The 17,633-nt window shown below is 56.4% G+C and carries 16 protein-coding genes; 10 read left to right on the top strand and 6 right to left on the bottom strand.

What is annotated here, in order from left to right:
* The first annotated feature begins 34 nt into the window (after positions 1 to 34).
* The 4 genes from ACO06F_RS05390 to ACO06F_RS05375 all read left to right on the top strand — a co-directional run bounded on the left by ACO06F_RS05390 (position 35) and on the right by ACO06F_RS05375 (position 3,751).
* The gene (locus tag ACO06F_RS05390) at positions 35 to 1,360 is read left to right on the top strand and encodes an OprD family outer membrane porin (protein ID WP_421695659.1); all 1,326 of its coding nucleotides are present in this window, start codon (positions 35 to 37) and stop codon (positions 1,358 to 1,360) included.
* Positions 1,361 to 1,387: 27 nt separating this feature from the next.
* Positions 1,388 to 1,816: a hypothetical protein gene (locus tag ACO06F_RS05385; RefSeq protein WP_421695658.1), complete on the top strand. Its 429-nt coding sequence runs from the start codon at positions 1,388 to 1,390 to the stop codon at positions 1,814 to 1,816.
* 2 nt (positions 1,817 to 1,818) lie between these two features.
* A complete protein-coding gene (locus ACO06F_RS05380) occupies positions 1,819 to 3,039 on the top strand; it encodes an HlyD family secretion protein (RefSeq protein WP_421695657.1) in 1,221 nt (406 codons plus the stop codon).
* A 271-nt stretch (positions 3,040 to 3,310) separates the two neighbouring features.
* Positions 3,311 to 3,751 (top strand): hypothetical protein, encoded by a 441-nt coding sequence (locus ACO06F_RS05375; RefSeq protein WP_421695656.1) that lies wholly within the window; start codon positions 3,311 to 3,313, stop codon positions 3,749 to 3,751.
* Between the two features lie 251 nt (positions 3,752 to 4,002).
* Here ACO06F_RS05375 and ACO06F_RS05370 read toward each other — a convergent pair whose 3' ends face one another.
* The gene (locus tag ACO06F_RS05370; RefSeq protein ID WP_421695655.1) at positions 4,003 to 4,245 is read right to left on the bottom strand and encodes a hypothetical protein; all 243 of its coding nucleotides are present in this window, start codon (positions 4,243 to 4,245) and stop codon (positions 4,003 to 4,005) included.
* Between the two features lie 763 nt (positions 4,246 to 5,008).
* Between ACO06F_RS05370 and ACO06F_RS05365 the strand changes: the two genes are divergently transcribed.
* The 3 genes from ACO06F_RS05365 to ACO06F_RS05355 all read left to right on the top strand — a co-directional run bounded on the left by ACO06F_RS05365 (position 5,009) and on the right by ACO06F_RS05355 (position 7,978).
* Positions 5,009 to 5,644 (top strand): hypothetical protein, encoded by a 636-nt coding sequence (locus ACO06F_RS05365; protein WP_421695654.1) that lies wholly within the window; start codon positions 5,009 to 5,011, stop codon positions 5,642 to 5,644.
* 659 nt (positions 5,645 to 6,303) lie between these two features.
* A complete protein-coding gene (locus tag ACO06F_RS05360; RefSeq protein ID WP_421696629.1) occupies positions 6,304 to 7,260 on the top strand; it encodes a ParB N-terminal domain-containing protein in 957 nt (318 codons plus the stop codon).
* Positions 7,261 to 7,891: 631 nt separating this feature from the next.
* The gene (locus ACO06F_RS05355) at positions 7,892 to 7,978 is read left to right on the top strand and encodes a hypothetical protein (protein ID WP_421696628.1); all 87 of its coding nucleotides are present in this window, start codon (positions 7,892 to 7,894) and stop codon (positions 7,976 to 7,978) included.
* Positions 7,979 to 8,956: 978 nt separating this feature from the next.
* On the opposite strand, the gene ACO06F_RS05350 is transcribed toward ACO06F_RS05355, so the two are convergent.
* Both ACO06F_RS05350 and ACO06F_RS05345 read right to left on the bottom strand, forming a co-directional pair.
* A complete protein-coding gene (locus tag ACO06F_RS05350) occupies positions 8,957 to 9,517 on the bottom strand; it encodes a hypothetical protein (protein ID WP_421695653.1) in 561 nt (186 codons plus the stop codon).
* Positions 9,518 to 9,693: 176 nt separating this feature from the next.
* Positions 9,694 to 11,133, bottom strand: coding sequence for a hypothetical protein (locus ACO06F_RS05345; RefSeq protein WP_421695652.1), 1,440 nt, complete (start codon positions 11,131 to 11,133; stop codon positions 9,694 to 9,696).
* Between the two features lie 89 nt (positions 11,134 to 11,222).
* On the opposite strand from ACO06F_RS05345, the gene ACO06F_RS05340 reads away from it, so the two are divergent.
* The 3 genes from ACO06F_RS05340 (at position 11,223) to ACO06F_RS05330 (ending at position 15,215) form a co-directional block, all read left to right on the top strand.
* Entirely contained in the window at positions 11,223 to 11,846 is a 624-nt protein-coding gene (locus tag ACO06F_RS05340; protein ID WP_421695651.1) for a helix-turn-helix domain-containing protein, read from the top strand.
* Positions 11,847 to 12,543: 697 nt separating this feature from the next.
* Positions 12,544 to 12,993 carry a (2Fe-2S)-binding protein gene (locus tag ACO06F_RS05335; protein ID WP_421695650.1) on the top strand — a complete coding sequence of 150 codons (450 nt, stop codon included), beginning with the start codon at positions 12,544 to 12,546 and terminating at the stop codon, positions 12,991 to 12,993.
* 11 nt (positions 12,994 to 13,004) lie between these two features.
* Entirely contained in the window at positions 13,005 to 15,215 is a 2,211-nt protein-coding gene (locus ACO06F_RS05330; protein WP_421695649.1) for a molybdopterin cofactor-binding domain-containing protein, read from the top strand.
* A gap of 135 nt (positions 15,216 to 15,350) precedes the next feature.
* Here the strand turns inward: ACO06F_RS05330 and ACO06F_RS05325 are convergent, their stop codons facing one another.
* The 3 genes from ACO06F_RS05325 to ACO06F_RS05315 form a co-directional block, all read right to left on the bottom strand.
* Positions 15,351 to 15,857 carry a phytanoyl-CoA dioxygenase family protein gene (locus ACO06F_RS05325; RefSeq protein ID WP_421695648.1) on the bottom strand — a complete coding sequence of 169 codons (507 nt, stop codon included), beginning with the start codon at positions 15,855 to 15,857 and terminating at the stop codon, positions 15,351 to 15,353.
* A 145-nt stretch (positions 15,858 to 16,002) separates the two neighbouring features.
* The gene (locus ACO06F_RS05320) at positions 16,003 to 16,503 is read right to left on the bottom strand and encodes a hypothetical protein (RefSeq protein WP_421695647.1); all 501 of its coding nucleotides are present in this window, start codon (positions 16,501 to 16,503) and stop codon (positions 16,003 to 16,005) included.
* A 193-nt stretch (positions 16,504 to 16,696) separates the two neighbouring features.
* Entirely contained in the window at positions 16,697 to 17,599 is a 903-nt protein-coding gene (locus ACO06F_RS05315; RefSeq protein WP_421695646.1) for a sugar ABC transporter substrate-binding protein, read from the bottom strand.
* Between the last annotated feature and the right edge of the window lie 34 nt (positions 17,600 to 17,633).

Genomic DNA, 17,633 nt, shown 5'->3' with positions numbered 1-17,633 from the left:
ACAGCCGCCAGCTGTTGACCCCCGGATACGGCGTGTGAACAGTGCACCCTGCGGCGGGGCCTTGAGTCCGCCGGGTAATGGGGCGACGATGCTCAATCTACATAACTCTCTTATCGTTTCAGCCGCCGTCGCGGTTATGGTGACGATGGCCGAGGCGAAAGCAGCGGACATCGCGCCAGAACCCGCGAGCGAGTTCCAGCGGGCGTTTTACGACGATGCAACTTTCACGTTTCATCTTCGCAGCTATCTTCTGGACCGCTATGACAGCGCAGGTACCGATCCCGCTGCATGGGCGGCAGGAGGCTGGCTGGGCTATCAGACAGACTGGATCGGTGATGTGCTGCAACTCGGGGCAGTGGGTTACACGTCGCTTCCAGTCTGGGCGCCAGCAGACAGAGAAGGCTCCTTGCTGCTGATCGGCAACGAGGGATTTGCAGTTCTTGGTCAAGCCTATGTGGCACTGAAGTACGAGGAGCAGGTGGCCACCTTCTACCGGCAGCTGGTCAACCAGCCGGAGGTCAACCCCCAAGACAATCGCATGGTGCCGAACACCTTTGAGGGCGCAACGGCCACGGGCGATCTTGGTCCCGTCAGCTATTATGCCGGCGTCCTCACGGAAATGAAGAAGCGCGACGCCGACAAGTTCGTCAATATTGCCGATGCAGCAGGCGTTACCCAGAACGAACTCATGTATCTCGGCGGACTCGTGTTCGAACCGAACGACAATTTCGTGGCGCGCACTTCGTTCTATGCTGTGCCGAACCTTCTGCTGTCATCATATAGTGACGGCGGTTGGACGGTGGCGCCCACTGACGATACCAAGCTTAAGCTCTCCGGCCAGTTCATGATCCAATCCGGAATTGGGGATGAACTGCTCACCGGTCCCGACTTCGAAGCGTGGGTAGGTGGCTTGAAAGGCGATTTCACCTACGGTCCCGTCACCCTGACGGCAGGCTACACCTTCAATGGTGAAGACGACAACTGGCGTTCGCCCTATGGCAGCTGGCCGGGCTACACCAGCATGATCGTAAAGGACTTCAACCGTGCTGAAGAACAGGCGGTCTTGCTGGGAGCCACGTTCGACTTCACGAAAGTCGGTCTCGAAGGGCTGGTCTTCACCGCACTTGCCGCCATTGATACGGACGTCGCTCCCGGCCTGCCCATGTGGAATGAATATGACTTCACCGCCGACTATCGGTTCTCCGCCTTTGAGGACCGATGGAACTGGCTTTCGCCGCTTTGGCTCCGCGCTCGCTACGCACTTGTGGAGAGTGACAACGCGGATGGCAGCAACGGTCAGCTCGACGACTTTCGCGTGATCCTGAACTACGACCTGCAGTTCAACGGCAAGGACATCTAGAGTGATCGATCGCGTCGCGAGGAGCTCATGGCCACCACCGAGTCCATGAATCCACTGGCTCCGCACGTTCTTCCGTGGTTCATCACCGCGCCCGGCGGAACAGACGTGCTCTACATCATTACCACCTTGGTCGTGATAGCAATGGTGGTGCTGCTCGGTGTGGGGTTCTTCTGGCTCCATTCCCTGCCGGAGCGCATGGGACACCGGAAACTCCAGTTCGAGGTCGTGGCGGTACTCGGACTGATATCGCTTTTCACGCACATGCACATCTTCTGGATCATCGGGCTCGTTCTCGCGATGATCGACCTGCCGGACTTCATTGGACCGCAGCGCCGCATCGCACGGGCCGTGGAAAAGATCGCCGGCATCCCCTCCGAGCCGGAACAGGGCGATAGCATGGATGCTGCGGCCCATGACGACTCCACCACACCGGAACGTCCTACGGAGCATGCCTGATCATGCTCGAAATCACGCTCTGCTCGCTGCTCACCATTCTTCCTGACTTCCTCATCCGGCATTTCGTCCAGGGCAGAAAGATCACCTTCTTCTCCATATGGTACGAACTGCGCTGGGGTATCACCGGCTGTTTGATTCTCACGACGCTGCTGATTACGACGGTGTTCTTTTTTCATCCGGCAACTTCGAGCGCGACCTCTGTGTTCCGCACCATACCCGTGCTGACCGAGTCGGTTGGCCGCGTCAGCGAAATCTTCGTGAAGACGCGCGAGCAGGTGAAGAAGGGCCAGCTGCTCTTCAAGCTCGACAGCACCGAGCAGCAAGCTGCATTGGAACTGGCCAAGCGCCGCAGCGCCGAGATCGATGCCCAGATCGTGATGGCGAGGGCCGACATCGAGGTTACGGCAGGGCAGGTGCAACTGGCAGAAAATGCCTTGAAGCAGATATCCGACGAACTGGCTGTGAAGCAGGAGCTTTTCGACCGCAAATCCGGAACTGTGTCGACGCGTGAACTCGAGCGGCTTCAAACTGCGCTGACCGGTGCCGAAGGCACGCTGGCATCCGCCAGGGCGACCCAAAGCGCGGCCGAGATCAGGGTCGGCACATTGCTGCCCGCAGAGAAGGCCAGCGCCGAGGCCACGTTGAAGCAGGCCGAAGTCGAACTGGCAAAAAAGACCATCTATGCCGGTGTCGACGGGCAGCTGGAGCAATTTGTGTTGCAGGTGGGTGACATCGTGAATCCCGTACTGCGTCCTGCTGGCATCCTGATCCCCTCAGGCCAGGGGCCGCGGCGTATCCAGGCTGGTTTCAACCAGATTGAAGCCAGCGTTATCACACCGGGGATGGCGGCCGAAGCAACCTGTGTCGCAAAGCCGCTGCAGATCATTCCGCTCGTGGTGATAGGCGTGCAGGATTACATCGCATCGGGCCAGCTACGTGCCGGCGAGCAACTCGTTGACGTGGCGCAGATCGCACAGCCGGGCACCCTGCTCGTCACGCTTGAACCAATCTTTGAGGATGGCCTCGAAGGCATGACGCCTGGCAGCAATTGCATCGTCAACGCGTATACGAGCTTTCATGAAGACTTGAGAAATCCTGATCTTGGCACCTTCCAACGCTTTGGACTGCACGCCATAGATGCCATTGCATTGGTACACGCCATGATCCTGCGCGTGCAGGCGCTGTTCATCCCCATCCAGACACTTGTGCTGAAGGGACATTAAGGCCCATGCGCACCCCAGATAAGGCGTTGATCAGATGAATAGAGGCGCGACTCTGTTTCTCAGTTTTCTGCTGCTGCAGTGTGTGCCCGGATCGGGAAATGCGGCAGAGAGGACAGCAGCTGATCAAGCGCTTCTGAAACGGGCCATAAAGGCGTGCAACGGTCCCCAGTATCCAAGCGGAGCAAGGCCCGTTGTGAACTACCGCCGCGGAACGTTCACTTGCGTTGAACCTGGTTCGACCCGGCGCTGAAAGAGGGGGCTTCGTCTTCTGGTGGTCTACAAAATGAGAAAAATGCTACTTGCACTCGCTCTCGCGGTGCTGGTGTTTCCGACACCTGTACCGGCACTGGCTTCCACGGGACTGCTCATCATGAAGTGTGAGTGGCAACGCAGCACGGATATGCAAACGCACAATACCGTGAATGCGTTTGGAAGTGTCGAGTTTCGGTATGACCCCATCGGCGACTTGATTGGCACTATGATGAAGGAAGGCTTCATCCATCCCTTCATAGCCTCCACAGGGGGAAAATTGATTGAGGGCCGCGCTCAGTATGAAGTCGATGGCGCGCCGGCCGAGCAACGTGTGGAAATAAATCGCTACACCGGAGCAATCACGAACTTTATTATGACCTCGAAAGGCATAGTGGTACTGCAAGGAAAGTGTACGCGGATCAGCGGCCCGGATTTTGGGACCCAACCTGACGCGCAATGAGGCACGTGGCCATAAAACAGCATGGATCTGTAATCCTACTTCCAAGTGGAATACTCGGGGCCAGTGAGATTGTCTCATCGGGTCTCTGAACCGAGTGGGCAAGATCGTTCAGGTCGCTTCCCGGTACTCAATCACCCGCTTGACTGGTTGTGGAAAGAAAGTATTTGGGCCACTCGGCTCGACGCTTGATCACATCAATATCGTCTCAAATCCGGGCCGCAGAGTCTCGCTGCGGTCAGACCGGACGCCTGTTACTGAGCGGTCAACATCGTTGTGGCGTCAGAGATGACATCACCAGCTTCTTTGTCTTTGCCGGCGGCACAAAACTTCTCTGCCTGGGCGACCATATCTTCAATTTGCGCCTTCACGTCGGGTTCGATCTCGTCCCTTTGGAGTTGAGACTTCAGCGCTGGGAGGTCGGTATCGCAGGAGCTGGCGAAGGAGGGAACGGAGAAGTCGATCGAAAAACAACAAGCGAGCAACGCGAATTTCATGAACGAACTCCATTTGAAACTAACTTCGTCTTATAGGGTGTGGCGCCATTTATGCCAACACGTTTGATAGGGTTTTAATGTTTGTCTTTCATCGGACGATCGAGAGTCCGTCGGACGTTTTCTCCTGCAATACTGCCTGTTGTGAATGCGCTCCCTTTGATGCCGACTTCCAAGTTGGGTCCAGCGAGCGCGAGTTGTTCGATCTGCCCATTGCGCAGTAACCAACTTATGTCGCATGTCCTTCGAATGGGCATCATTGCACCTTTTTGCTCTGGTTCCAGCCTGCTGCAGGTCCTGAAGGGACTGGCGGATGACCAGGTGCGGTTCTCTTCGAGTACCGATTTCGAGTCGGCCTGCGTATAACTCACGCAATGGGGCAGGGTGCTAAGTAGTCATCCTCTCGGAACGTAATCGCGCAGATTGGCCAGCTCGCAGATTGCCTCGATCACTGTTGGGGCGGGTTCTGGAGGTAGATCGTGCCCCATGCCCTCGGTGGGCAGATACCTCGCGATCGGGATTGAGAGCCTGTGTGCTGACCACATGCCGGGGGGATAACTGGGTCTGCTGTCCCGTGATTGACACACGCCGGCGCCCTGATCGTAGCCAAGCATCTTCGCCTATCCCCCCTTTGCGGCCATGGCTTCGATCTTGCGCGCCGTACCACGGGGATCATGGCAGCGTTCCAAATCCGGTCTATGCCGGCGACATCCGGCACAAGGAACGGATCGTCCGCAGTCGGCATGAGGAGATCATTGAACGCGACTTGTGGCAGGCCGTGCAGCAAAAGCTCAAAACACAGGCATCGCAGAGAGCCTCGGCGACAGACCACGCGACCGGCAGCCTGCTGGCAGGTTTCCTGTTTGATGAGACCGGTGATCGCCTGACGCCATCGCAAGCTATCAAGGATGGCAGGAGATACCACTGTTACATTTCTCAGCGACTGATGCAGGCGCGGAGGAAGAGTTCCTCCGGCTGGCGGATCCCCGCACATGAACTGGATATGGCAGTCCTTTCGTCGCTGCGCGACACTCTGGAAGATCAGTCTTGGCTCTACCAGCTTCCAAGCTTGGCGACTGCTGGCATCGGACTGATGAAGGAGGTGCAAGGCAATGCAAAGCGATTGGTGCGGATGCTGTCTGCTCCATCACCGGACGCGCGCGCCGAACTCATCAACTTGATGACCCGAATAGACATCGTCCCCAGCGGGATGCGGATCGCATTGTCATCGCTTGGTTTGGAACTGGCGCTCGGCATCGGGGAGGTGGACGGGAAAGGAGAGGACCGGCCATCTACCGAGCGGGCAGTGGTCACGTCAGGAAGGCGCAAGCTCATCCGCCTCAAGCCATTGCCGCCGGGCTGGGCAGATCATCGGCATGCCCTGGGGTTCGATCAGCTCTGATACGGGCTCGTCGCGAGGTCACTCGTAATCACGATTTTGGTACTGATCCGCAGAGACGGCAACGAAAACCACACACTGAGACGGGCCCGGATTTTGCCCGCAGAAGAACCAGAAAGCAGCGTCTCCGGCCCTTAGAGACGATGCGGGCCATTGCCCAAGCTTCGGAAATGTCCCGGCTATTCCGGCAGTAGCCTCAGACGGCATTCTGGGGAGGGACTGAATGGTGGTGGAGCCAGTCCTCTGCGAACCCGTCTCAGTGTAGTTACAGGGAATTAACAGGGAATTTCGCCAGAATTGGCACCTGCGAAGAGTTGATCAGCGCGTATCCTTCCGTGAATTGAATAGTTTACGGTTAAATTCCCTGTTTTCGGGAACAGGGAATGGAATCGCCCTGACCAGGGTTTTGGGCGCAACCGAACAGGGATCCCATCTGGCGCAGTCAGGCAACGCGTCCCCGGGGCCACTGCGGCAGAAACGCCATAGACGTGGTGTTTCTGTTCACAGTTCACACAATCTGTTGCGTACCGCAGCGAGTGCCAGTAGAACAATGCACGAACATCTCCCGAGTCGCCAGGACCGGCTGAGCAGACAACACCTGGCAGGGGGAAGGAGTGAAACGTTGTTAGTAAGGAGTATTGGGCCATGTCCCACGAACTTGAATTGAATACCTGCCCCTCGGGGCATTAAAGCCCTACCCCCGCAATGCGCGCACACATAGCCGCAAGCAGGTCCGGCAGATAGCCAACTCCATCGAGGAGTTCGGCTTCACCAATCCCCTGATCATCGATGGCGGCAACATGATCCTCGCAGGGCACGGGCGGCTCGAAGCCGCCAAGGTTCTGGGGCTGAGCGAAGTACCCTGCGTCCGCCTCGACACTATGACGCCGGCTCAGAAGCGGGCCTACGTCCTTGCCGACAACAAGCTGGCGCTCAATGCCGGATGGGACGAGGAACTGCTGGGCCAGGAACTCAAGGCACTGCTGCTCGAGGATCCTGGCTTCGACATCGATCTCACGGGCTTTGCCATTGGCGATGTCGACGGCCTGATCGACGGACTGGCCGTCGGGGAACCGGCATCTCCCAGAGATGAGGAACTGCCGGCGCTGATGGAAGGACCTCCGGTGACGCGTCCGGGCGATGTTTGGCTGCTGGGGCGACACCGTCTGATTTGTGGGGATTCCCTCTCACCTGAGGTGGTCGCTGACCTGATGGCCGGCGAGAAGGCGCAGATGGTGTTCACCGATCCACCCTACAATGTGCCGATCGAGGGTCATGTCTCAGGGCTCGGACGCGTGAAACACCGCGAGTTCGCCATGGCCTCGGGCGAGATGACCAGGGACCAGTTCACCGGCTTCCTGGCGAGGGCCTTCGGCAATCTCGCCGACCATAGCGTCGACGGTGCCATCCACTTCGTGTGCATGGACTGGCGGCATATCGGCGAAGTGCTGGCCGCCGGAGAGAATGTCTACGCCGAGCTCAAGAACCTGATCGCCTGGGACAAGGGTACGGGCGGCATGGGGAGCTTCTACCGCTCTCGCCATGAGCTGATCTTCGCCTTCAAGAAGGGCTCGGCACCCCACATCAACAGTTTCGAACTCGGCCAGCATGGCCGTTAAGCGAGCAAGAACAGAGAACAGTATTGAAAGTCACTTCTCAGCCCCACAAGGTCAACTGGCCTGCTTGGTAGGTACTAAAACTGGCGTGCTCGAGGACGTGGTAAGTGGGAGTGAAGAGAGCTAACTCACGTTGATTCGGCAGGCGCACTGCGTGACCTGATTATAGATGATCCGAAAAACACATCTTGCGCGGGCTAAAGTGGCTCCCCTTGCCGGGGGGCGTAGACGGGGAGCCACTGCGTCCGGACTCGCGCGCGAGTTCGGACGCCCCCCCAACTTATTCTTAGTTTGGCATTCTACGCAATCGGCTAAGCGTCTGAAAAAGAAGGAATTAAGTGAGGTCAATTCAATCCAGAGTGACTATTTAATTCACCGGTGTGGAGTACTCTCGTTCCGCGCGAGCATTGCGCTCGGCCGCGCCCTCGCGTCGCGGGTGTCGGCAAATGACAATCCGGTGTGCGGTCGGAATTGGAGCCAGCAACATCGCATGGACGGCGGCATAGCAGACTGGCATCTCCCGGAGACGGACATCGCTCCTGCGGAGATGAGATGCTCCTTCACGGCACTCTATGCCGACGAAGTATTGCTTATGGCCAATCGCTAATCGAGAAACCCCAGTGTCCGGGGCTTTCTGTCTGGCACCATCAAAAAGAAGTTAGGTCGCGAAGTGTCTAGTGCGGTGGTGGACGGTGAGCGCCGCTATCGGAACGCAGGTTGAGGGCAGCCTCATGCGCCGACAGCCCCGATGCAATGCGCCACCTGGATGACGCCATCATTGAGCCAATCGTGAGCAACCGCATGGAGGAAGCCCTCGCCGCGCTCCTGATGCCCACGAAATCAGGCAACCTCACCCACGCCATGCAGGCCAAGCTCGACGCGAAGCGCCTACCGCCAAGGATCGCCGTTGCTCTTGTAGCGGCTTGGCTCCGACAAGAAGGAAACAATGTGTCAATCGTGGAGAAAACAGGTAGGTGGAAATGCCCTTACTATCATTTGTAACAATTTGCATTTATCATTTAACATGAAAACGAGAGACATGGCACCGCGCGGGGTTTGCGCAGGTTGTTGACCTAGGCCGCTCACCATCGTTCTGGATCGGATCCCTTCCACTCGAAGTCCGCCACTAGACGATCCATTCAAGTTGTGTTCAATTGACCTTCTACAACTTCCAACAAATCCAGCATTGTGCCTTGCAGCTTCTTAGGGTTCCTAGCGATGAAACTGGAAAGACTCTTACGGGTTACTGCCGCCGTAATTCAAGACGCCGATCAACACATTCCAACAGACATCTATAGGCTAGCGGAAAACGTGCAAGATCAGTTTCCCGATCTCTGTCGAACTGAATTGGTCAGATTAATAGAGCATTCTGTAGCGGCAGTCCGCGGGGCACCTTTGTGAGAAAGACCTCAGTTGAACACGTCTCACGGTTGCTGATCCGGGATTCAAATGGACGAACTCCTAGCACGAGATCAAATCGACTGGGCCGAGCGCTATGTTACAATAGGCGCTCAGCAAATCCAGCAGCAATGAGATTTGATCCTCGTGCAAACCAACTGTGATGAAGCGTTTTGCTTGAAGTTAAGTATGTTGCAGGCGTTAACGGCAATCCAGATAGTGAACATCATCCAACGCGATCGACTGAAATGTGAGATAAGACAAGAAGGCGATCACTTGACTATAGGATCCTGCGAGGACGCTACACAACACCGGGGCAGTGACTGAGTGCAACCTCGAGGACCCGATCCGCCATCGTTGACAAGTGCCGCCCATTCTGGTCCATGCCGATTTCAGGGCTAGTGAAGTATGGGCGTTGCGGCACACCGACGATAGTTTCCGATATTGACGCCTGTGCCAGCACAACGAGGTCGTCTGCGGCGACGAGTTCTGTGAAGCCGTCTAGCACTGAGTCAGCGTGTACCGCCTTGTCGCAAGCCATGAGCATCTTGACGGTTCCTTCACAAACTAATTGTGATATCTCACAATTCGCGCCGGCTTCCGCAGCCGACTTGTCTAGAAGCGACGTGGTTGGCTCCAGGCGCCTGCGGAGTGTAGCGAGAACATCAATTCGACGGGCCAGTTTGACTGAAAGTGCGGCCGTGCCGCGTTCGATGCGGAACAATGGGATCGGCGATCCCGCGCGCAATTCATCATCAACAACTGGCCCCAACGTCGAATAGGTCACCGCTACGGCTCCAGCCCTAGCCTCTGCGGCGACCAGAACCCGGACCCTGGGATCGAGCGACAGCGCTTTGGACATGCCTGCCGGCCTCCAATCCAGCAGGCAATATGAATTACGTCCGCGTTGATTTGGTTTTCCCAAAAAAGATTCACTTCGATCGGATGCAACTCCAGCTGCCTACAGTGTGTCTGGGTCTGTGCCCTGCATCGTCTGCGGGGGAGAAGTTCTCTCCACCCGCATTTCGTCAAGTTGGCTCACTGGGCAAGCAGACGTACCACTGCGATGTTCTTGCTGCCGTCGTTTGCGACAGTGGTGCCGCCTACGACGATCAACTTTTCGCCCTGAAGGGCGACACCCGAGGCCATGTCGTTGCCTTCGCTCAGCGAGATGTTGGCGATCCCGTTCGGGGAGCCGTCGTCCGACGTGGCGAAACCGGTGTCAAGCGCGCCGTCGGGCTTAAAACGCATCACAGCGATATTTGTGCTCGAGCCGTCCTCATGATATCCAACAACTACTGCGTCGCCGTCGTTTTCGAGGACCACGTCGGTGGCATAGTCATTGCCTTTGCCAAGCGAGGTGGAGGTCACACCATTGGGGGTGCCGTCCTCTCCGACCCCGAAGGCCTCGTCGAGCGAGCCATCGGCATTTAGGCGGGCTATAATGACGTTGGTGCTGCCGTCGGATGACTTTGAGTCGCCCGCCAAAACGATCTTGCCATCTGGGGTCAAGGCGACGCCCCGAGCGATATCGCTGCCATCCCCGAGCGACAGGCTGACCACGCCGTTGGGCGTGCCGTCTGCCGCGGTGCCGAAGTCGTCATCAAGCGTGCCATCGGCGTTGAAGCGCACCACAGCCATGTTTGAGTTGCCTTCCTCACCATGGGAGCCGGAGACGACGATCTTGCCATCGGCAGCGATCGCAATGTCATTGGCGATGTCGTTGCCATTGCCGAGCGAGACGGCGGCGAAACCATCGGGCGTGCCGTCCGCTCCGTCCTTGCCGAAGCTAGCATCGGGTGAACCATCGGCTTTGAGACGTGCAACGACGATGTTGGAGCTTCCGTCCTTCGACACAGTGTCACCAGCAAGCACGATCTTGCCATCGGCGGCGAGCGCGATACAGCGAACGATATCGTCGCCGTCGCCGAGGGAGATGTTGACAATTCCGTTCTCGGCTCCGTCATTGGCTTTGCCGAAGCCCTGGTCAAGCGTGCCATCGGTATTGACGCGGAGCGCCACCATATTGGTGCTCTTTCCTTCCTCGTGGTAGCCACCGATGACGATCTTGCCGTCAGGCTGGATGGCAACCGACGTCGCAAAGTCGTCACCATCACCGAGTGAGATGTTGACGACACCGTCCGGCGTGGCGTCTTCCGACTTACCGAAACTCGCATCGAAGCTGCCGTCGGCATTGTAGCGCACGATCACGATGTCATTGCTCTGGCCATTGAAGCGGTTGCCGGCGACGACGATCTTGCCGTCGGTCGTGGTAGCGATGTCGTTGGCAATGTCGTCGCCTTTACCCAGCGAGGTGCTGACGATGCCTGCGGGAGTACCGTCATCCGCTCCCGCACCAAAGGACACATCCAGAGACCCTGGACCCTGCGCATGGGCAGCATTGGAGCCTAAAGCCGCTAAGCTGGTGGTCATAAGAAGGGCAAAGCTGATGCTCAGAAGCTGCGAAGATCGTTTCATTTGTTAAGCCTTCATAGTTCGCGTTTCGGTTGATATCGTGCCAGCACAATCCGGCGGTAAACTTTCTAAGGTTACCATCTACTTTCCTGATGAATGAGCAGGAATATTTCCGTATATTCGATCTCATGCACAGCGACGACTTTACAAAATTTCTAATTGCTTGGCGGCGGAACAACGGGCTGCGCCAATCCGACCTCGCTAAATTGCTAGGTAGGTCACAAGCTGCCATTTCGAGGTGGGAAGCTGGCATCGATCTTCCTGCTGTACGTCAAATGTGTGACGTTCAGGACTTCCTCGTGAATCGAAAGGGACGCGACCCATTCGCACTCGACGTGGCCTTCGTCAAAATGCAGTCAGACTGCCGAGCACTTTTCGAACTGGACGGCGCCGAACTCTTGGCTGTTTCAGAGGGTTTCAAATCAGTCTGGCCCGATTTCGGGCAGTTTATCGGAATGAGAGTGAAGCCTCACATGATTGGGGAGAGTGCGTCGATCTATTTGGAGCGACGGCTGTCCGGCCGCATCCGTTCTGGTGAGATTGGCATCGTTTCAGGGATCAGCGAGCGGCACGTCGACCTTTCCAATGACGCCCCATTCAAGCATCGGTGGATTCTTGCCTTCCGTCGATTTGCAGGTCGCACTGTCGGAGAAATGGTCTATCAGCCGTGCGACGAGGGGAAGAGGCTCGGTATAGAGCGCGTGATTGCACTCTAGCTGACTCTCTGTAGAAAACGAACGTCACAACCGGCCCTAGATACTCACCGCAGGGCAGCAATCGTTTAAGTAAAGAACGGGGTTTCGACTTTTCAGTCTGCTAACCTCAACTGTTCCATTGAAGATCCACAAGAAAGTGCCACTTGAATAACACTTTTCCGTTGGCCAGCGACCTAGGTGTTCAATCGCAAGGCCGCTGCGGCAAGGAGATCTCTCATCTGCGCTTCTTCTAAGAGGTACGATGAGCCGGAAATCCTTCCGTCACCAGGTCGCCCAGATTGCCTCAGACGTGCTGATGGGAAATACTGCCCAACTCTCTCCAATGCTGACAAATGGAATGCGTCATGTCCGCTGCAAGAGGTCAATTTGTAACTTGGCGGAGAAGAGTTCGCTCGATGTAAGCGCGTATCTAAAAATTGTCGCTCTATGCTAGTGAGTTCAGTCATCTCTAAGTTCCTATTGAGACGCCGCATCAGATAGTTCTCACCACTCTGCTAGCTCAGGGATGACAGAGAGCATTTCACAATGCAGATAATGAGAGGTCGTCCAGAGTGTGCGTCTCGTCTCTCATAGTCCGGCCGATCCAGCACCCACTCATCACGCTCGAATTGCTTGACTATACTATTTATAATAATTAGATCCACTAGTGCACTCCCTTCGTGGTTCGATCCACTACTTATTGTTGAGGTCTTTACGCGTGATTGAATTCATTGTGAACGGACGGTTGGCGCAGGTTGACGTGGAACCGGATACCCCTTTGTTGTGGGTCTTGCGTGAACAATTGAACCTCACAGGCACCAAGTACGGTTGTGGAATAGGTGCCTGCGGTGCCTGCACCATACTCTTTGAAGGGGATGCGCTGAGGAGTTGTTCTTTGCCGGTGGGCGACGCCGCAGGAATGAATATCGTAACGATCGAGGGCCTTGAGGATAACGGGCGGTTTTCAAAGGTACAGCAGGCATGGATCGATCATCAGGTGCCTCAGTGCGGGTACTGCCAATCCGGGATGGTCATGGCGACCACTGCGTTGCTGAAGAGGAATCCGCAGCCTTCTGACGCAGAAATCGATGCCGAAGTTAGCAATATCTGCCGCTGTGGTACATTTCAGCAGGTCCGCCAAGCCATTCATGCAATCAGAAATGCTTGAAGGCGTGTGAAATGACTGACGCACGTATCTCTCGTCGACGGTTCATTATCGACTCAACGGCGACTGTCGCCGGCTTGGCCATTGGTTTCGAGTTGCCAAACGTCACACAGCACGCATCTGCTGGAACGCCGAACGACCCCAGCGCACCGCTCGCATCGCCTGAAATCGGTGTTTGGGTTGTGATCGAGCCGAACGAGGATGTGGTTTTCCGAATCGTTAAGTCAGAGATGGGCCAAGGCACCATAACTGGTTTGGCGCAGATGATTGCCGAGGAACTGGAGTGCGATTGGCAGAAAGTTTCATACGAGTACCCAACGCCTGGAGAAAGTAAGAAGCGCAATCATGTCTGGGGAAGCTACTCCACCGGCGGCAGCCACGGGATTCGGCAGTCTGAACGGTATGTGCGCCAAGGTGGTGCGGCTGCTCGCATGATGCTGATTCAGTCGGCCGCTACAAGATGGGGCGTGCCAACGCACGAGTGTTTCGCGCGCAATAGTGTCATTTTCCATAGCGCGAGTGGCCGCAGCACGACTTATGGAGCTGTTTCTTCAGCAGCTTCTAAATTGCCCGTTCCGATTGATGTTGTCTTGAAGGATCCCAAGGATTGGCAACTCATCGGGAAGCCCGTTCACCGCATTGACAACATGCCAGGAAAAGTCACGGGCGGGCAGATTTACGGCATTGATCTCAAGTTGCCTGAAATGTTGATTGCAACGATAAACGAGTGCCCCGTCTTTGGCGGTGCCGTAAGGCGCTTTGACGCCACAGAGGCTATGCAGATCAATGGGGTGAAGAAGGTTGTGAAAGTTGGCGACACCGCGGTGGCGGTGATTGCGGATACGTTCTGGCATGCCAAAACTGCCCTTGAAAAAGTGAAGATCGATTGGGATTTCGGTGCGAACGCAAACGTTGATAGCCCAGCGATCAAAGCGTTTATTGAGGAGGGTTTAGGTTCTCAGTTCGCGTTTGTGCGGACTGAAGCCGGGAATATAAAGTCAGCAATTGCGGGAGCTGCTAAGACGCTTGAGTCTACGTATTTCTTTCCATTTTTGAACCACGCAACGCTGGAGCCCATGAATGCCACCGCTAGATGGACGCCGGAGCGGTGCGAGGCATGGGTACCAACTCAAAACGGCGATAACACGTTGGCAGCGGTCATTCGCGCCTCCGGTCTGCCGGCCGAGCAATGTGATGTTTACAAACTCAACATTGGCGGCGGATTTGGACGGCGGGGATCTCATCAGGATTATACGGTTCAGGCGGTTTTGATTGCAAAGCAATTTCCTGGTTCACCTATAAAGCTGATTTGGACTCGTGAAGAGGATATGACGCAAGGGCGCTATCACCCTGTCATGATGGGCAGACTGACGGGCACGTTCGACGACAGGAAAAACGTGACCGGACTCCACATTCGCCTTTCTGGTCAATCGATCCGGGCCGCCACCCACCCTGCTAAGCTGGCAGAGAATGGCGGCATGGACCCTGAAGTCTTTCAGGGTTTGCATGGCGAAGGCGAAAACGCTTTCGGGTACCAATTTCCCAATCTGCTGATTGATCATGCAATGCGCAACACCCATGTTCCACCCGGATTTTGGCGTGGCGTGAATGTAAATCAGAATGCAGTTTTTCTTGAAACCTTTATCGATGAGATGGCCGATTATGCAGGTGCAGATCCGCTGGCGTTCCGACTGGCGCACTTGTCGAATAGTCCGCGCACCCGGGCTGTGTTAGAAGCTGTTGCTGATCGCATAGGCTGGAGCAAGCAGGCGCCAAGCGATCTGTATCGGGGCATTGCTCAAATGAAATCCTACGGCAGTTTCGCGGCAGCCGCTTGTGAGTTATCCGTCAGCGACGCGAGTCAAGTCAAAATCCACAAGATCGTTGCCGCAATCGATCCTGGGTATGCGGTAAACCCAGCGCAGATCGAACGCCAGGTTTCGGGTTCCATTCTGTACGGACTGTCGGCGCTTTTCCAGGAACAAATCACAATTAGAGAAGGGCGCGTCGAGCAAAGGAATTTCTTCGACTTTGACTCACTCCGCTTGGCTCAAATGCCGAGGGTGGAAACGCTTATCCTGCAAGGTGGCGGCGAAGAGTGGGGTGGCGTTGGTGAGCCAGCGATGGCGGTTGCCTCGCCTGCGGTTCTGAATGCGATTTTTCGGGCGACGGGAAGGAGAATTCGCACGGTGCCTTTGGCAAACAGTGGCTTTGAGCTGGTGTAGCGACATCCCGATAGATCTAGAGCCCCTTCGAAGTTCTTGTGAGTATGATGCCAGGTGAACGGCATGTTTTCGCACTTCTTCCATCCAAAGCGCTGCTATCCGCCGACTGAGGCTCGGCGGTGATGCCTGTTGACATCAGCCGCACTCCTCATTCTCTTCGTCATCCGATGATAATTGGTCTGCAACAGATGATGGTGCGAGTGAGTGAGGAACAGGTATTCGCGCTGAACAGGCAGTTGCCCGTTGTGCTTTCACGACTTGCAGGGCATCTGCTGTCAAGCCTGAAAGATAGGGGAACACGGCCCAGCACATGGCCGTGCAATCGATGGTCTCCATGTGCCTTGCAAATGGCAAGGCCACCCGCAGAAGATTGACCATGCGAGCGATGTCAGCCGAGCGGTTCTCGCCTACTGCGTGGAACAGCGCGGGGCTGAAGAAGATCGCGTGACCCTTTTGGAGGGGCAGTTGCACGTAATGCGCCTCGAAGTATTCGCGGAAGGCTGGAAGCGGCGCCGCCATGTGTCGATCGGCTAAGCGCTGGGAATGCGGCAGGAACTTGGTGGGCCCAATTTCGACCGGCGCATCGCAATGGGCAACACCCCCCTTCAGGATGAGCATCGGACTGAAAAGATGGATGTGCATGGGATATTCGCGATCTGTTCGGCCTTCATGAAGTCGAGGTGATAGTTGCGGTGGGGCAGCTGGGCCTTGCCGCCCGGTCTCACCTGATTGACTTGCGTTGCGATTTGATAGCCGCGCCCCGGCCAACTCCGGCAGGCGAGGTCGATCACCGGGTTCGCCATGTAACGTCATAGCCTTGTGGCGCCCTCAGGCAGAGCTTCTGGAGAGAGTTCCACACCCGATCACCGACGCCGGCCTGGGCAAAGTGATCACCGGCGGATGCACCTGCGGCGCGTTCTTCGGCGATGATCTCCCGGAATAGGGCTGAGGGATCATCGACCGCAGACATATCCTCGAATGCGCCGCGGATAACTAAAACGCCTGCCGCGTTCAGCAGTATGTTGGCCCATTCCGGACCCGTGGCAGGAGTTGCATTGCAACGTTCATAGACGGTGATATTGCGGATGATCTGGCTTGCAGACGGGCAATCAGCTTTGAGAGTTGCGGCTTCCACGTCCCCTGGAAACGCCTCGAAGTCGATGTTCGCCCCAAGATTAATGCCGTCTGCATCGCCGCAAATGAATTGTGACCTCTTTGAATCCGCGGCAAGAATTCCTTCATACCGACGGGGCGCAATCCCCGGATCGGAAGTTTCGAAAGGCCCCATGTCGTTCGCTTGTACAATCATAAGAAACGCCGGTTACCACATTTCTGTTGGTAAGCCGGCGAGTTATGCCAAGCGCGACCAGGGAGGACAACTGCTCGGCGAACGCTTGGGTCAACGTACGTCCGCAGACGTTGGTAGAGGCAAGCATTCACGCGGGTGAGTAGGCCGGGCCGTTCTCGGCCCGACCCCGCGGTTACTTGTAGTTGGCTGCATTGTCCTTGGTTACGAGAACAGTACCCGGATCGACCTTCATCTCGACCTTCTTGCCAGCCTTCATATCGATGAGGGCCTGGATTCCAAGCTCAGCCATCTTCTTGGGAGCTTGGGCAACGGAAGCACGCATCTCACCAGCCAGGATGGAGTTGGCGGCATCGGGATTACCGTCATATCCGACCACCACCACGGTCTGAAGCTTCGCAGCAGCCTTCAACGCTTCGATCGCGCCCAAGGCCATGTTGTCGTTGGATCCGAAAACGCCTTTCAGGCCAGGGTTGCCAGCGAGGATTGATTCAGTGATCGACTGTCCCTTCGCCCTGTCCCATTCCGCCGTCTGGGCTGCCACAACCTTCAGGCCGCATGCTTCCATCGCCTCTTTCGAACCATTGTACCGGTCCGCACCATTTGATGTGGACAGGACGCCCTGCAGGATAGCCACTTCATCACCCGACTTGAGCTGCGAGCACATGAATTCGCCCGCCTTCTTTCCACCGGCGAGATTGTCGGTCCCTACAAACGGCACGTCTGCATTTGAACCTGCTCCGTCGACGAACACGACGGGAATACCGGCCGTCTTCGCGGCATCCACCACCGGGCCAAGCGCGTTAGGATCCGTCGGCGCAAGCGCTATTCCGTCAACCTTCTGAGCAATGGCATCCTCGATTTGGCTGATCTGAGCTTGGACATCGGTTTCCGAGGGTGGAGACATCACGTTCACAGTGACGCCAAACTTCGTTCCCGCCTCTGTCGCACCCTGAGCAAATGTATTCCAATATGGATTACCTGCGGCCGGCCCCTTCATGTTGACGACGTATGTCTCAGCAGACGCCACGCCCGAGAAGGCCAAGATCGCCACACTCGCTACCAGAACTCTCTTCATCGTTTCCTCCATTTTGTTTGTCCCTTTGAGTAGA

Origin of the sequence: Aestuariivirga sp. (genome assembly GCF_965227715.1) — a bacterium.
GTDB lineage: Bacteria > Pseudomonadota > Alphaproteobacteria > Rhizobiales > Aestuariivirgaceae > Aestuariivirga.
The sequence above is the reverse complement of the archived record's forward strand: the minus strand, read 5'-3'. Positions and strand labels throughout refer to the sequence as shown.

Excerpts from the sequence above, each read along its gene's own strand:
- ACO06F_RS05385 (WP_421695658.1), top strand. The coding sequence starts at position 1,388 with ATGGCCACCACCGAGTCCATGAATCCACTGGCTCCGCACGTTCTTCCG.
- ACO06F_RS05380 (WP_421695657.1), top strand. The coding sequence starts at position 1,819 with ATGCTCGAAATCACGCTCTGCTCGCTGCTCACCATTCTTCCTGACTTC.
- ACO06F_RS05370 (WP_421695655.1), bottom strand. The coding sequence starts at position 4,245 with ATGAAATTCGCGTTGCTCGCTTGTTGTTTTTCGATCGACTTCTCCGTT.
- ACO06F_RS05350 (WP_421695653.1), bottom strand. The coding sequence starts at position 9,517 with ATGTCCAAAGCGCTGTCGCTCGATCCCAGGGTCCGGGTTCTGGTCGCC.
- ACO06F_RS05345 (WP_421695652.1), bottom strand. The coding sequence starts at position 11,133 with ATGAAACGATCTTCGCAGCTTCTGAGCATCAGCTTTGCCCTTCTTATG.
- ACO06F_RS05340 (WP_421695651.1), top strand. The coding sequence starts at position 11,223 with ATGAATGAGCAGGAATATTTCCGTATATTCGATCTCATGCACAGCGAC.
- ACO06F_RS05330 (WP_421695649.1), top strand. The coding sequence starts at position 13,005 with ATGACTGACGCACGTATCTCTCGTCGACGGTTCATTATCGACTCAACG.
- ACO06F_RS05325 (WP_421695648.1), bottom strand. The coding sequence starts at position 15,857 with ATGCACATCCATCTTTTCAGTCCGATGCTCATCCTGAAGGGGGGTGTT.
- ACO06F_RS05320 (WP_421695647.1), bottom strand. The coding sequence starts at position 16,503 with ATGGGGCCTTTCGAAACTTCCGATCCGGGGATTGCGCCCCGTCGGTAT.
- ACO06F_RS05315 (WP_421695646.1), bottom strand. The coding sequence starts at position 17,599 with ATGAAGAGAGTTCTGGTAGCGAGTGTGGCGATCTTGGCCTTCTCGGGC.